General features: G+C 70.2%; 11 protein-coding genes. 6 read left to right on the top strand and 5 right to left on the bottom strand.

The features are described from left to right. Position 1 precedes the first annotated feature (1 nt). Genes efeB through efeU form a run of 3 tightly spaced genes read right to left on the bottom strand, consistent with a single transcriptional unit; the run spans position 2 to position 3,283 of the window. The gene (efeB, locus tag ACFHYQ_RS25410; RefSeq protein ID WP_394303649.1) at positions 2–1,267 is read right to left on the bottom strand and encodes an iron uptake transporter deferrochelatase/peroxidase subunit; all 1,266 of its coding nucleotides are present in this window, start codon (positions 1,265–1,267) and stop codon (positions 2–4) included. After that, on the bottom strand, positions 1,264–2,400 hold the full coding sequence (efeO, locus tag ACFHYQ_RS25405; RefSeq protein WP_394303648.1) for an iron uptake system protein EfeO: 1,137 nt from the start codon (positions 2,398–2,400) through the stop codon (positions 1,264–1,266). The genes efeB and efeO overlap by 4 nt, the downstream gene beginning before the upstream one ends. Positions 2,401–2,440: 40 nt before the next feature. Beyond that, positions 2,441–3,283 (bottom strand): iron uptake transporter permease EfeU, encoded by an 843-nt coding sequence (efeU, locus tag ACFHYQ_RS25400; protein ID WP_394303647.1) that lies wholly within the window; start codon positions 3,281–3,283, stop codon positions 2,441–2,443. 368 nt (positions 3,284–3,651) lie between these two features. Here efeU and ACFHYQ_RS25395 point away from each other — a divergent pair, with 368 nt between their 5' ends. Further along, positions 3,652–5,241: an ABC-F family ATP-binding cassette domain-containing protein gene (locus ACFHYQ_RS25395; protein ID WP_446746310.1), complete on the top strand. Its 1,590-nt coding sequence runs from the start codon at positions 3,652–3,654 to the stop codon at positions 5,239–5,241. Positions 5,242–5,271: 30 nt separating this feature from the next. Here the strand turns inward: ACFHYQ_RS25395 and ACFHYQ_RS25390 are convergent, their stop codons facing one another. Then, entirely contained in the window at positions 5,272–6,315 is a 1,044-nt protein-coding gene (locus ACFHYQ_RS25390) for an LLM class flavin-dependent oxidoreductase (protein WP_394303646.1), read from the bottom strand. 93 nt (positions 6,316–6,408) lie between these two features. On the opposite strand from ACFHYQ_RS25390, the gene ACFHYQ_RS25385 reads away from it, so the two are divergent. Continuing rightward, positions 6,409–7,188: an HAD-IIA family hydrolase gene (locus tag ACFHYQ_RS25385; protein WP_394303645.1), complete on the top strand. Its 780-nt coding sequence runs from the start codon at positions 6,409–6,411 to the stop codon at positions 7,186–7,188. A gap of 16 nt (positions 7,189–7,204) precedes the next feature. Here the strand turns inward: ACFHYQ_RS25385 and arfB are convergent, their stop codons facing one another. Continuing rightward, positions 7,205–7,627, bottom strand: coding sequence for an alternative ribosome rescue aminoacyl-tRNA hydrolase ArfB (arfB, locus tag ACFHYQ_RS25380; RefSeq protein ID WP_394303644.1), 423 nt, complete (start codon positions 7,625–7,627; stop codon positions 7,205–7,207). 177 nt (positions 7,628–7,804) lie between these two features. Between arfB and ACFHYQ_RS25375 the strand changes: the two genes are divergently transcribed. The 4 genes from ACFHYQ_RS25375 to ACFHYQ_RS25360 all read left to right on the top strand — a co-directional run bounded on the left by ACFHYQ_RS25375 (position 7,805) and on the right by ACFHYQ_RS25360 (position 13,066). Beyond that, complete coding sequence (locus ACFHYQ_RS25375) at positions 7,805–8,689, top strand: hypothetical protein (protein ID WP_394303643.1); 885 nt, start codon at positions 7,805–7,807, stop codon at positions 8,687–8,689. A 10-nt stretch (positions 8,690–8,699) separates the two neighbouring features. Beyond that, positions 8,700–9,302, top strand: a complete 603-nt coding sequence (locus tag ACFHYQ_RS25370) for an HAD family hydrolase (RefSeq protein ID WP_394303642.1) — start codon at positions 8,700–8,702, stop codon at positions 9,300–9,302. A gap of 175 nt (positions 9,303–9,477) precedes the next feature. Continuing rightward, entirely contained in the window at positions 9,478–11,838 is a 2,361-nt protein-coding gene (gene lon / locus ACFHYQ_RS25365; protein WP_394303641.1) for an endopeptidase La, read from the top strand. 85 nt (positions 11,839–11,923) lie between these two features. Continuing rightward, positions 11,924–13,066, top strand: a complete 1,143-nt coding sequence (locus tag ACFHYQ_RS25360; protein WP_394303640.1) for a Fic family protein — start codon at positions 11,924–11,926, stop codon at positions 13,064–13,066. Positions 13,067–13,199 lie beyond the last annotated feature (133 nt).

Below are 13,199 nucleotides of genomic sequence, written 5' to 3'. Positions count from 1 at the left end.
TCTAGGCGAAGAGGCTGTGGCCCCAGTAGTCGCCGGCGTCGGCGAGGCCGGGCGGGCAGGCGAAGATGCCGCTGGAGACGTGCTTGATGTATTCGTTCAGAGAGTCCTTGGCGGCCAGCGCCTGCTGGATCGGGACGAACTGCTTGCGCGGATCGCGCTGGTAGGCCATGAAGAACAATCCGGCGTCGAGCCTCCCGAGACCGTCAGAACCGTCGACATAGTTGTAGCCGCGGCGCAGGATGCGGGCGCCGCCGTGGAGGGACGGGTGGGCGAGCCGCACGTGCGAGTCGTCGGCGATGACGGGTTTTCCGTCGGGGCCGGTTTTGGCGAGATCCGGCTCGTCGAACTCATCCCGGCCGGTGAGCGGCGCGCCGACGCCCTTGTCGCGGCCGAAGATGGCCTCCTGCTCCGACAGCGGGGCGCGGTCCCAGGTCTCGATGTGCATGCGGATCTTGCGGGTGACCAGGTAGGTGCCGCCGTCCATCCAGGCCGGGCCGTCGCCGGGGGCGGCCCACAGGTGCTCGCGGAGCATTTCGGTGTCCTCGAGCTTGAGGTTGGCGGTGCCGTCCTTGAAGCCCATCAGGTTGCGCGGCGTCGCCTGGGCGCGGGAGGTGGAGGACGTACGGCCGAAGCCGAGCTGGGAGTAGCGGACCGAGACCTTGCCGAACCCGATCCGGACCAGGTTCCGGATCGCGTGGACGGCCACCTGGGGGTCGTGGGCGCAGGCCTGGAGGCAGATGTCACCGCCCGAGATCTCCGGAATCAGCGCGTCGCCGGGGAAGGCGGGCAGGTCGGCCAGCGAGGGCGGCCTGCGGTCGACCAGCCCGAAACGCTTGTCGAACAGGGAGGGGCCGAAGCCGATGGTGAGCGTGAGGCCGGAGGGGGGCAGGCCGAGGGCCTCGCCGGTGTCGTCCGGCGGGGCCTCCGGGTCGCCGCCGACCGCGCCGAAGGTGCCGGCCTCCTTGCCCTGGGTCATCCGGGCAGCGGCCGCGGTCCACTCCTGGAGCAGCTCGACCAGCTCGGCCTTCTTCTCCGTGGTCACGTCGAGCGCGACGAAGTGCAGCCGGTCCTGGGCGGGGGTGGTGATGCCCGCCTGGTGGGCGCCGTAGAACGGCACGGGACCGGAGACCGACGGCTCGTCGCTCGTCACGGTGGCCGAGTCGCCGCCCAGGGAGCGCCCGGCCAGGGCTCCCGCGCCGACGGCACCGGCGGCGGCCACACCCGCCGCCCCCAGGCCGAACAGCTTCCGCCGGCTTATCCCGCTCACTTCGCGACCACCGCGGCGACCTTGCTGATCGGCTCGGACAGGGCGTTGATGGCGTCAGACAGCAGGCGCAGGTCGTCCTTGGACAGCTCGGTGTGCAACTGCCACCCGTCGCCGGACCGGTGCCGCCCGAGGGCCTGCTCGGCCGCGGCGAACTTCTCGTCGAGCGTCTTCACCAGGTCGGGGGCTCGTTCCTCCAGCACCGGGCGCAGGGCCTGGATGGCGGCCTTGCTGCCCTGCAGGTTGGCGTCGAAGTCCCACAGGTCGGTGTGGGAGTAGCGGTCCTCCTCGCCGGTGATCTTCCCGGTGGCGACCTCGTCGAGCAGTTCCTTGGCGCCGTTGGCGAGCTGCACGGGCGACAACTCGGTCGCGTTGGCCTTCTCGACGATCGTGGTGACGTCGGCCATCAGCTTGTCGGCGAGCGGCCCGTCGCCGCTGATGTCCTTCTTGACCCACAGGTCCTTTTCGATGCGGTGGAAGCCGGTCCACTCCTCGCCCTCGGCCACGTCGTTCTCCCGGGCGTCGATGGCCGGGTCGAGGTCGCCGAAGATCTCGGCCACCGGCTCGATGCGCTCCCAGTACGTCCTGGCCACCGGGTAGAGCTGCTTGGCCTTGTCGATGTCGCCGGCCTTGACGGCGTCGGCGAACTCCTTCGTCTTGACGAGCAAGACGTCCGACTGGCTCTTGACGTACCGCTTGTAGCCGGCGACGGCCTCGGCGAGTTGTGCGTCGTCCGTCAGCGGTTTGTGCTCGCCGCTGACCTTGAGCGGGTTGCGGATGCCCTTGCCGGTCATGCCCGGCTTGCAGGTCGCCTCGTACATCCCGGGCGGGAGCTCGACGACCATGTCACGGGTCAGGCCGGGGACGATGTTCTCGACCTCGCCCATCACCCGGTCGCCCGCGGCGTAGACGTAGAACTCGGTGACCTTGCTGCCGTTGTTGGTCACGGTGAACGTCGAGGTCCCGGCGGTCAGTTCAGCGGTGGCGACCTCGCACTCGGTGTCGGTGGCCGCGACGGCGATCTTCTTGTCCGCGCCGTCCGCCCCGGAGGACGTCTCCGACGACGCACAGGCGGTGAGACCGGTGAGGCCGCCGAGGGCGAGCACGGCGAGGGCAGCGGTGATGGGGGTGCGCATTGATGGACTCCGTCGGCTGCGTGAGCTGCTTGGGTGGGGATCAGGAGGCGGGCTGGGCCGAGGCGGGAACGGGGCGGGCGGGCGTCCGGCCGGAGGGCCTCAGGAAGAGGAAGAGGACCGGTGCCGCGTAGGCCACCCAGGCGATGGTCTCCAGCACGCTGGGCTCCGGGGTGATGTTGAACATGCCGCTGAGCAGTGTCGAGTACCAGGCTCCCGGGTCGAGGACGCCGCTGATGTCGAACGCGTGGGTGGCGAGGCCGGGCAGCACGCCCGCCTCCTGCAGATCGTGCACGCCGTACTTGAAGATGCCCGCGGCGACGAGGATCAGCAGCAGCCCGGTCCAGGTGAAGAACTTGGTGAGGTTGATCCGCAGGGCGCTGCGGTACAGTCCCCAGCCAATCGCGACGGCGGTCAGCAGCCCGAGGCTGATGCCGATCAGCGGGCTGGCGCTGGTGGTCGCGCCCTGGACCGCGGCGAACCACAGCAGCGCGGTCTCCAGCCCTTCCCGGACGACGGCGAGGAAGGCGACCACGGCGACCGCCGTCGCGCCGAGCTGGAGGGCGTCGCTCAGCTTCTCGCGGAGCTCCCCGGACATCCGCCGTGCGGCCGTGCGCATCCAGAACACCATGAAGGTCACGAAGACCGTCGCGGCGAGGGAGGCGACGGCGTCGAACAGCTCCTGCTGCTGCGAGGCGAGGTGCGCGGCGGTGAAGGTGAGCAGCGCGCCGAACCCGATCGACAGCACGACGGCGAAGCCCACCCCGGCCCACACGAGCGGCAATCGGTCGCGGCGCTCGCTCTTGACCAGGAAGGCCACCAGAATGGAGACGACGAGGGCCGCCTCCAGGCCTTCGCGCAGGCCGATCAGGTAGCTCGCGAACACGATGCCCCCCTCCGAGGAGTCGGTAAGCCTAACCTTATTTAGGCCAGGATTACCTTACTCCTAACTTCTCGTGGTGATGAAGAGGGGGTAGCCGTTTCTAACTTCCCCCGGGCAGCGCGGCGATAAGCCGGGGGCGCGGTAAATCAGTGGCGTCCCTGGTTGCCGGCCGTCTAACCTGGTTCGCGTCCTGCCGCCTGCTTTCGGAGGGTTCGTTGAAGCTCTGAGGTCACGACACCGCGCTGTTTCCACCGCCTGGTCGGTGGTCGTCGGCGCAGCGACCTCAGGACCCTTCTTCGCGGCGTCCAACCCCGGCCTGTGCCCGCGGTGTCTCCATGCGTATATCCACCACCATGCTTGGGGAGCCGCCCATGTCTTCTGCCTCTTTTTCTATCGTCTGTACGGAATTGTCCTTCGGCTGGCCTGACGGCACGGCCGTGTTCGAGGACGTCCGTTTCGCATTCGGCACCGGCCGTACCGGCCTCATCGGGGCCAACGGGTCCGGAAAGTCGACGCTGCTCAGGATCATCGCCGGAGAGCTGACCCCCTCGGCCGGCTCCGTCGGCGTGCGCGGCGCGGTCGGCTACCTGCCGCAGAACCTGCCGCTCGGCGCGAGCCGTACGGTCTCGGACCTGCTCGGGATCAGCCCGGCCCGGCAGGCCCTGCACGCGATCGAGCGCGGAGACCTCAGCGAGGCGCACTTCGACGTGGTGGTCTGGGACGTCGAGGAGCGCGCCCGCGCCGAGCTCGACCGCCTCGGCCTCGGCGAGGTGGAGCTCGACCGCACGGTCGCCACGCTCTCCGGCGGAGAGACGGTGCTGGTCGGGCTGGCCGCACGGTTCCTCGCCGAGCCGGAGATCCTGCTGCTCGACGAGCCGACCAACAATCTCGACCTGGACGCCCGGCGGCGGCTGTACGACGCCGTCTCGTCCTGGACGAGGACGCTGGTCGTGGTCAGCCACGACCGGGCGCTGCTCGAACGGGTGGACCAGATCGCCGACCTGCCGGCCGGGCGGACGTTCGGCGGCACGCTCAGCGAGTACGAGGAGGTGCTCACCATCGAGAGGGAGGCCGCCGAGCGGGCGGTCCGGGCCGCCGAGGGCGACGTACGGCGTCAGCGGCGCGAGCTGGCCGAGGCGCAGACCAAGCTGGCCCGCAGGGTGAGGTACGGCAACAAGATGTACGAGAACAAGCGCGAGCCCAAGATCATCATGCAGGAGCGCAAGCGGCAGGCCCAGGTGTCGGCCGGCAAGCACCGCACGATGCACGAGGAGAAGCTGTCGGAGGCACGCGAGCGGCTCACCGAGGCGGAGGACGCGGTCCGCGACGACGCCGAGATCAGGGTCGCGCTGCCCGCCACCGAGGTCCCGGCCGGCCGCACGGTCCTCGTCCTCGACGGGGTCCGTACGGCCGCGGGCCCCATCGGCGATCTGATCGTCGGCGGACCGGAACGGGTCGCGCTGCTCGGACGCAACGGGGCGGGCAAGTCCACGCTGCTCCGCACGATCACGGGAGAGATCCCTCCGGCGGAGGGGACGGTCAAGGTGGGGGTCCCCATGCGTTACCTGCCGCAGCGGCTCGACGTGCTCGACGACTCACTCAGCCTGGTCGACAACGTGCGGGCCGTCGCCCCGGCCGCGTCGGTGAACGCGATCAGGGCGGGGCTCGCCAGGTTCCTGTTCCGCGGCGACCGGGCCGAGCGGCCGGCCGGGACGCTGTCGGGCGGGGAGCGGTTCCGCGCGGTGCTGGCCGCGCTCCTGCTGGCCGAGCCCGCCCCCCAGCTCCTGCTGCTGGACGAGCCCACCAACAACCTCGACCTGGCGAGCGTCCGGGTGCTCGCGCAGGCGCTGTCGGCCTACCGCGGCGCCTTGATCGTGGCCGCCCACGACCTGCCGTTCCTGGAATCGATCGGGATCACCCGGTGGCTGACGGCGGGGCCGGAGGGACTGACAGCGACATAGTCGTTCCCTGGCGACACGGGCATGCCACGGCTACGGCATGCCGTACGCCTTGGCGATCAGCTCGTAGTTGCGCAGACGCGCGGCCCCGCCGTGCACCTGGGTAGTGATCATGAGTTCGTCCGCGCCGGTGCGCTCACGCAGTTCGTCCAGCCCGGCCCGCACCCGCTCGGCGTCGCCGTACACGACCGTGGACAGCCGTTCGCGGACGAACTCCATCTCCAGCGGACTGTAGGGGTAGGCCTCGGCCTCTTCGGGGGTGGGCACCCGGCCCGGGCGGCCCGTGCGCAGGCGCAGCCACGACAGCGCGCCCGGCATGGCCTGCCGCAGCGCCTCCTGTTCGGTGTCGGCGGCGACGGCCGCCACGCCGATCATCGCGTACGGCTCGGCGAGCACCGCCGAGGGCCGGAAGCAGGACCGGTAGAGCTCGAGGGCGGGCTCGGTGTTGGCGGCGCTGAAGTGATGGGCGAACGCGAACGGCAGGCCGAGCAGCCCGGCCAGGCGGGCGCTGAACCCGCTGGAGCCGAGCAGCCAGATCGGCGGCCGGTCGGCCTCGCGCGGCACAGCCTGGATCTTCGCGTACGGGTGGCCGGGCGGGAAGGATCCGTCGAGGAATCGGGTCAGCTCGTCGAGCTGCTGTGGGAAGTCGTCGGGGTGCACCTCGGCCGAGCGGCGCAGCGCGTTCGCCGTGGCCATGTCGGTGCCGGGGGCACGGCCCAGACCGAGGTCGATGCGGCCCGGATGAAGCGCGTGCAGCGTGCCGAACTGCTCGGCGATCACCAGCGGGGCGTGGTTGGGCTGCATCACCCCGCCGGAACCGATCCGGATCGTGCGGGTGGCGGCGGCCAGATGCGCGATGAGCACCGCCGGCGAGGAGCTCGCCACCCCCGGCATCCCGTGGTGCTCGGCCACCCAGATGCGGTGGTAGCCCCACTCCTCGGCGCGCCGGGCCAGTTCGGTGGCGACGCCCAGCGCCTCGGCCGGGGTGCCGCCCTCGCCGACGGTCGCGAGTTCGAGGATCGACAGCGGCACCGTGGCGGTCCCGCGCGGCACGCCGCGGATGGTGTCAACGCTCATGGTTGCGGCAACCCGGAAGGTCAACTGAAAATTCCAACAGGGGTGTTCTGTCTGATTCGTCTGGGATGGGTGGGAGCTGTCATCCTTGGACCCATGAGCGAGCGAAAGCCGATCGAGTCGTGGCTGTCCGACATGGACGGCGTTCTGGTCCACGAGGGGCACCCGGTCCCGGGGGCGGACGAGTTCATCAAGCGGCTGCGCGAGTCGGGGAAGCGGTTCCTCGTGCTGACCAACAACTCGATCTACACGCCTCGCGACCTGTCCGTACGGCTGCGCGCGGCGGGTCTGGAGGTGCCGCCGGAGGCGATCTGGACATCCGCCCTGGCCACCGCCCAGTTCCTGGCCGACCAGCGGCCGGACGGCTCGGCCTATGTGATCGGCGAAGCGGGGCTCACCACCGCGCTGCACCAATGCGGATATGTGCTGACAGATCTTGATCCCGACTATGTCGTGCTCGGCGAGACCAGGACCTACAGCTTCACCTCGATAACGCGGGCGATCCGACTGATCGAGAACGGCGCGCGGTTCATCGCCACCAACCCCGACCCGATCGGGCCCTCGCACGAGGGATCGCTGCCCGCGTGCGGCGCGGTCGCCGCGATGATCACGAAGGCGACCGGAGTGGAGCCGTACTTCGTGGGCAAGCCGAACCCGATGATGATGCGCAGCGCGCTCAACCGGATCGACGCGCACAGCGAGAGCACCGCGATGATCGGCGACCGAATGGACACCGACGTGGTCTGCGGCATGGAGGCGGGCCTGCACACGTTCCTCGTGCTCACCGGGGTGACGCAGAAGGACCAGATCGACCGCTACCCCTTCCGGCCCTCCCAGGTCGTCGACTCCGTGGCCGACCTCGTCGACCTCGTCTGAAGCCGCATCACGTCGGTCAGTCGGTCGTACGGCGCAGGCGTTTGAGGTCGGAGCGGTGCTTCTTGGCGGCGAGGCGCCGTTCGATCGAGCCCTTGGAGGGTGCGGTCGGACGGCGTTTCCTCGGGGGTGGCGCGATCGCCTCACGTAGCAGGTGTGCCAGCCGTGCTCGCGCGGCCTCGCGGTTGCGCAGTTGCGAGCGGTGCTCGGAGGCCGCCACGGTCATCACGCCGTCGACGAGACGGGAGGCGAGCCGGTCGAGGGCGCGGGCCTTGAGGGCCGGCCCGAGCGCGGTCGTGGCCGCCACGTCGAAGCTCAGCTCGACCCGGCTGTCGGTGGTGTTGACGCCCTGGCCGCCGGGGCCGGAGGATCGCGAGAAGCGCCAGGCGAGTTCGGCCTCGGGAATGACGACCGAGCCGCGGATGTGCAACGGGCCTGGCATGATCCTCTCTCCATTGGGTTGTCAGGTCGACTGGATCGACAGGTAGCCAATTTATCCCCGTGAAGCCGTTTCCGCCCCTCATTTACCGCCTCGATCGGGCTTGAGGTTGTCGCGGTCCACCCGCTGGTGCAGAGTGGCGCGAGATCGGTACGACCCAGGGAAGGCGGCTGCCGCAACATGATCGTCGGAGTCCACGGCATCGGGAAGTACCGCTACTACGAGGAGGCCGGCGGCTCACCGGGGAGCGCGGCCGAGGCCATGCGGCGCAAGTGGAACGGCTACCTGGGCAAGGGGCTCGGCAGGGGAATCGGCCGGGGAAACGGTGAGTACTTCTCCGAGATCGCCTACTACGCCCATCATCTGCGCCCTGCCGCCCTGTCACCGGGCCCGGCACGGTCGTTGAAGCAGCTGGAGTTGAAGCAGATGGGGGCGCCGGCCAGGCTCGTGTTCGCCGACTGGGCGGCACAGCTGGACGGGCGGCTGCGCGGCGCGGCCGCGGCCGGGGAATCGCTGACCGGTGTGGTCCACCGGCTGACCGGGTGGCTGCTGGACTCCCTCGGCCCGCGCGCGGTGCGCTTCGCCGAGAGCTTCTGTCCCGAGGTCGCCGCCTATCTCGGCGGCGGCGACCCGCGGAGCCGCGCCCGCGACGCGGTGGCCGACACGATCCGGCGGCGTGCGCCCCGGGTCGTGATCGCACATTCGCTCGGCAGCGTGGTGACGTATGAGGCGCTGTGGGCGCAGCCGGAGCTGGAGGTCGAGCTGCTGATCACGCTGGGCAGCCCGCTCGGCATGCGGAACGTCGTCTTCGAGCGGCTGCTGCCCGCCCCCTTGAACGGGCGGGGCACCCGGCCGCCCGGTGTCCGCCGTTGGATCAACGTCGCCGACAAGGACGACATCGCGGCCATCCCGTCGGATCTGGGCGGCTGCTTCGAGGGTGTCGAGCGCGACCTGACCTGCAATATCGATGCGCTGGACTTCCATACTGTGCGCAACTACCTCGGCTGCGGAGTGGTCAACGATTATCTGAAGCCGTATGTCCTGCGAAACGAACAGAGGTTATGATCGAACAATCATGAAGATTGTTCTTTTCGACTACGGCAATGTCATCTCCCTGCCCCAGGCCGAGGCGGACGTCGCCCGGCTGACCGCTCTGCTGGACGGGCCTGAGACAGAAGGTGCGCCCGGTTTCGAGGAGCGCTACTGGGCGGCCCGCCTCGACTTCGACCGCGCCACCCTCGATCCCGGGGCGTACTGGTCGTTCGTGTACGCCAGGCCGGTGACCGGAGAAGAACTCGATCGCGTGGTCGCGCTGGACGTGGCGAGCTGGTCGCGCCCCAACGAGGACACCGCGGCGGTGATCGAGGAGCTGGCCGGGCAGGGAGTGCCGATGGCGCTGCTGTCCAACGCGCCGATCTGCGTCGCGGACGGGATCGACCCGCTGCCGTTCCTGGCTCCGATCGGCCCGCGCTTCTACAGCGGCCGGATGGGCATGGTGAAGCCCGACGCGGAGATCTATCTCAAGGTGATCGAGGAGTTGGGAGTGCCGGCCGGGGACGTCGTCTTCGTCGACGACCGCACCGAGAACGTCGCCGCAGCCCGGGCCGTGGGCGTCCACGGCGTCCACTTCCGCGACGGGCAGACCCTCCGCGAGGAGCTCAAACCGCTCCTCGCCTGACCGTCGGCCCACGGGCACGGGGACATCCCCGGTCTCCCGGCGGGACTCGGGACGGGCCTCGGCCATCACCCGTGATTACACGATTACGATCGCTCGCAGCGAACTGGCGCAAAAGATGGAACACGCCGAGGCTCCTGTTAGTTGAGTCGACATAACTCAACTCATGGGAGTGCTCATGACCCAGATCCTTCCCGTTCTCCCGCTGGACGACGCGGTCGTCCTGCCCGGCATGGTGGTTCCGCTCGACCTGTCGGCCGCCGAGGTGCGCGCGGCCGTGGACGCGGCGCGGGCCGGCGGTGAGAGCACGGTGCTCCTCGTGCCCCGTCTGGACGGCCGGTACGGCGCGATCGGGGTGTCGGCGGTGATCGAGCAGGTCGGAAGGTTACCCGGCGGAGAGCCGGCCGCCGTGGTCCGTGCCGTGGACCGGATGCGCGTCGGCACCGGCACCACCGGGCCCGGCGCCGCGCTGTGGGTGGAGGCCGAGGTGCTCGAAGGGGTGGCCTCCAGTCCCAGAGCGGAGGAGCTCGCCAAGGAGTACAAGGCGCTCACCACGACGATCCTGCAGAAGCGCGGCGCGTGGCAGGTCGTCGACGCGGTGAATCAGATCGACGATCCGGCCGTCCTCGCCGACAGTGCCGGCTACGCGCCCTGGCTGTCCACGCCGCAGAAGCAGCTCCTGCTGGAGACCCCCGACCCCGCCGAGCGGCTGGAGCGGCTCGTCGGCTGGGCCCGCGACCACCTGGCCGAGCTGGACGTCGCCGAGACCATCCGCAAGGACGTCCAGGAGGGCATGGAGAAGCAGCAGCGGGAGTTCCTGCTCCGCCAGCAGCTCGCCGCCGTGCGCAAGGAGCTGGCCGAGCTGAACGGAGAGCCCTCCGGAGAGGAGGAGGACTACCGGTCGCGGATCGAGGCCGCCGACCTGCCGGAGAAGGTCAGGGAGGCCGCGATCGAGGAGGTCGGCAGGCTGGAGCGGACCTCCGACCAGGCTCCCGAGAGCGGCTGGATCCGCACCTGGCTCGACACCGTCCTCGACATCCCCTGGAACGTTCGGACGGATGACGAGTACGACATCGCCGGCGCCCGCGCGGTGCTCGACGCCGATCACACCGGCCTCGACGACGTGAAGGACCGGGTCGTGGAGTACCTCGCCGTCCGCAAGCGCCGGGCCGACCGGGGCCTCGGTGTGGTGGGCGGCCGGCGCGGCGGCGCGGTGCTCGCCCTGGCCGGCCCGCCCGGCGTCGGCAAGACCTCGCTCGGCGAGTCGGTCGCCCGAGCCATGGGGCGGAAGTTCGTCCGGGTCGCGCTCGGCGGCGTGCGCGACGAGGCGGAGATCCGCGGCCACCGGCGCACGTACGTCGGCGCGCTGCCCGGCCGCATCGTCCGGGCCGTCCGCGAGGCGGGCTCGATGAACCCGGTCGTGCTGCTCGACGAGATCGACAAGGTCGGGGCCGACTATCGGGGCGATCCGACGGCGGCGCTGCTGGAGGTGCTCGACCCGGCGCAGAACCACACCTTCCGTGACCACTATCTGGAGGTCGAGCTCGACCTCAGCGACGTGCTGTTCCTCGCCACGGCCAACGTGCTGGAGCAGGTGCCCGGCCCGCTGCTGGACCGCATGGAGATCGTCACACTCGACGGTTACACCGAGGACGAGAAGGTGGCCATCGCCCGCGACCACCTGCTGCCGCGCCAGCTGGAGCAGGCCGGGCTCACCGCCGAGGACGTGTCGGTGGAGGACGCCGCGCTGCGCCGCCTGGCGGGGGAGTACACCCGCGAGGCAGGCGTCCGCTCGCTGGAGCGGTCGATCGCCCGGATCCTGCGCAAGGTGACGGCCAAGGCCGCCCTCGGCGAGGCCGAGCCGCCGGTCGAGGTCACCACCGACGACCTGGTCTCCTACCTGGGCCGGCCGCGCCACGTGCCCGAGTCGTCCCTGCCGGAGGCCCGGCAGCGTACGGCGGTGCCGGGCGTGGCGACCGGCCTCGCGGTCACCGGCGCCGGCGGTGACGTCCTGTATGTGGAGGCCTCGCTGGCCGACCCGGAGACCGGAGGGACCGGGGTCACGCTGACCGGTCAGCTCGGCGACGTGATGAAGGAGTCGGCGCGGATCGCCCTGTCCTATCTGCGGTCGCGGGGAGCCGAGTTGGAGCTGCCGGTCGGCTCGCTGAAGGACAGGTCCGTGCACGTCCACGTCCCGGCGGGCGCGGTGCCGAAGGACGGGCCGTCGGCGGGCGTCACGATGACCACGGCCCTCGCCTCGCTGCTGTCGGGCCACCCGGTCCGCGGCGACGTGGCGATGACCGGCGAGGTCTCCCTCACCGGTCGGGTCCTGCCGATCGGCGGGGTCAAGCAGAAGCTGCTGGCCGCGCACCGGGCCGGGATCACCACCGTGCTCATCCCGGCGCGCAACGAGCCCGACCTGGACGACGTGCCCGCCGAGGTGCTGGCCGACCTCACCGTCCACGCGGTGAGCGACGTCAGGGAGGTGCTCAAGATCGCGCTGACCCCGGCGTCGGCGGCCCACCCGGCCGCGGCCTGACCAGCCCTGTCGGCACAAATCGGGACAAGATGAGCAAATAATTCTTTGATTTGACTGAATGATTCGTCTGTGCTGTCATGGCGGCATGCTGTACGGCACACCCGTGCTCGACGGGATCGACGAGAAGGTCCTCGCGGAGATCGAGGAGATGCGCACGGACCTGAAGTACCGGCTGGCCGAGCCCCACCGCTGGGACGGCCAGCTGCGCCGCCAACTGCAGGCGCGGGCGATCCAGGGGTCGAACTCGATCGAGGGCTACCGGGCCAGCGTCGAGGACATCGAGTCGATCATGTCCGGAGAGGAGCCGCTGGACACCTCCGATTCGGTGGCGAAGGAGATCGTCGGCTATCAGCGGGCGCTGACGTATGTCAATGTGCTGGCCAAAGCGTGGACGTTCCGGTTCGACGCGGGCCTGCTGCACGGGCTGAACTTCGCGATCATCGGCCATCATGTCGGCAAGACGCCGGGCACCGTACGGCCCGGCGGGATCTACATCCGCAACTCCGCCACCGGTGAGGTCGTCTACGAGGGGCCGGATCATCAGGCCGTGCCGGAGCTGCTGGACGAGCTGGTGGACTGGCTGAACAACGGCGACCTCGACGCGCCGAGCTACGTCCGCGGCGCGATGGCGCACTTCAACCTCGTGAAGATCCATCCGTGGCGGGACGGCAACGGACGCACGTCGCGCGCGCTGCAGACGCTCGTCCTCGGCCGCGACGGGATCACCACACCGGAGTTCTGCTCGATTGAGGAGTGGCTGGGCGAAGGAGAGATCACCTTCGACTACTACCGAGTGCTGGGGGCGGTCGGGGGGAGGAGATGGAGCCCGCACGGCGACACACTGCCCTGGGTGCGGTTCGTGCTGCGCTGCCATCACATGCAGGCCCAGCGGGTGCGGCGCAGGCTCGCCGAGGCCGGTGAGGTGTGGACGCTGCTGGAGGAGCGGACCGACGCCGAGGGGCTGCATCCGCGCACGGTCTCCGCGCTCTACCAGGTGTTCGTGTCCCGGCGGCTGCGCCGCGGCATGTACCAGGCCGACGAGGGGCTCAGCCAGGGCCAGGCCGCCCGCGACCTGCGCGAGCTCGTCGCCGAGGGGTGGCTGCAGCCGTACGGCGAGACCAAGGGACGCTTCTACGCGCCGGGGGCGAAGATGGCGGCCATCAAGGAGGACTTCGCCGCCCGGGTGCAGCCGCTGCGCGACCCCTACCGGGCCCTTGGCGACGGCTGACGGCGGTACGAGATGCCGGAATAAGGGCGATGTACGGCTTCTGTCCCTTCCCGTCGTAGATCGCTTAACGCCGCCTTATCGCCCATTTGCGATGCTGAAGATGTACCGGCGGAGAGCCGGGAGCACCGGCGAA

The organism is Sphaerimonospora cavernae, assembly GCF_042435035.1.
In the GTDB taxonomy this organism is placed as follows: Bacteria; Actinomycetota; Actinomycetes; order Streptosporangiales; family Streptosporangiaceae; genus Sphaerimonospora; species Sphaerimonospora cavernae.
The sequence above is the reverse complement of the archived record's forward strand: the minus strand, read 5'-3'. Positions and strand labels throughout refer to the sequence as shown.

What these genes read in the sequence shown, in the direction of transcription:
- efeO (WP_394303648.1), bottom strand. Translation starts at nt 2,400, where the DNA reads ATGCGCACCCCCATCACCGCTGCCCTCGCCGTGCTCGCCCTCGGCGGC.
- ACFHYQ_RS25395 (WP_446746310.1), top strand. Translation starts at nt 3,652, where the DNA reads ATGTCTTCTGCCTCTTTTTCTATCGTCTGTACGGAATTGTCCTTCGGC.
- ACFHYQ_RS25390 (WP_394303646.1), bottom strand. Translation starts at nt 6,315, where the DNA reads ATGAGCGTTGACACCATCCGCGGCGTGCCGCGCGGGACCGCCACGGTG.
- ACFHYQ_RS25385 (WP_394303645.1), top strand. Translation starts at nt 6,409, where the DNA reads ATGAGCGAGCGAAAGCCGATCGAGTCGTGGCTGTCCGACATGGACGGC.
- arfB (WP_394303644.1), bottom strand. Translation starts at nt 7,627, where the DNA reads ATGCCAGGCCCGTTGCACATCCGCGGCTCGGTCGTCATTCCCGAGGCC.
- ACFHYQ_RS25375 (WP_394303643.1), top strand. Translation starts at nt 7,805, where the DNA reads ATGATCGTCGGAGTCCACGGCATCGGGAAGTACCGCTACTACGAGGAG.
- ACFHYQ_RS25370 (WP_394303642.1), top strand. Translation starts at nt 8,700, where the DNA reads ATGAAGATTGTTCTTTTCGACTACGGCAATGTCATCTCCCTGCCCCAG.
- lon (WP_394303641.1), top strand. Translation starts at nt 9,478, where the DNA reads ATGACCCAGATCCTTCCCGTTCTCCCGCTGGACGACGCGGTCGTCCTG.
- ACFHYQ_RS25360 (WP_394303640.1), top strand. Translation starts at nt 11,924, where the DNA reads ATGCTGTACGGCACACCCGTGCTCGACGGGATCGACGAGAAGGTCCTC.